Annotated in this window: 1 pseudogene; it reads left to right on the plus strand. The window is 60.6% G+C overall.

Going from position 1 to position 421, the window contains the following annotated elements:
- Positions 1 to 318 (plus strand): annotated as a pseudogene (locus KQH60_RS14550) (ISL3 family transposase); the annotation flags it as partial.
- Positions 319 to 421: the final 103 nt, after the last annotated feature.

The raw sequence follows: 421 nt of genomic DNA on the forward strand, positions 1-421 counted from the left end.
GATCTACCGTGTAGCGGCCATCGCGTCACACTGAAAATCCATGTGCGGCGCTTTCGTTGCGATAACACAATGTGCCGCCGGCGAACATTCGCCCAATGCCCGGTGCAATTCGGCCCACGTCAGCAGCGTCGCACAGCCCGAGCACAGACGGTGCTGTGGCATGTGGGCTTGGCGCTCAGTGGCGCCGCGGGTGCGCGCTTGGCGCAGCGGCTGGGCATTTCGATCAGCGGTGAAACGATGCTTCGTTTGCGCAAACGCAACGGCCAGAAGCATGTCGCGACGACATCGCCCTCTACCATTATTGGCGTCGATGACTGAGCATTCAAGCGCGGTCATCGCTATGGCACCCTACTGGTCGATCTCGAGCAACGGCGCCCATTGGATCTGTTGCCCAATCGTGATGCGACATCGGTGGCGAACT

The organism is Mycetohabitans sp. B8, assembly GCF_021991875.1.
Lineage (GTDB): Bacteria > Pseudomonadota > Gammaproteobacteria > Burkholderiales > Burkholderiaceae > Mycetohabitans.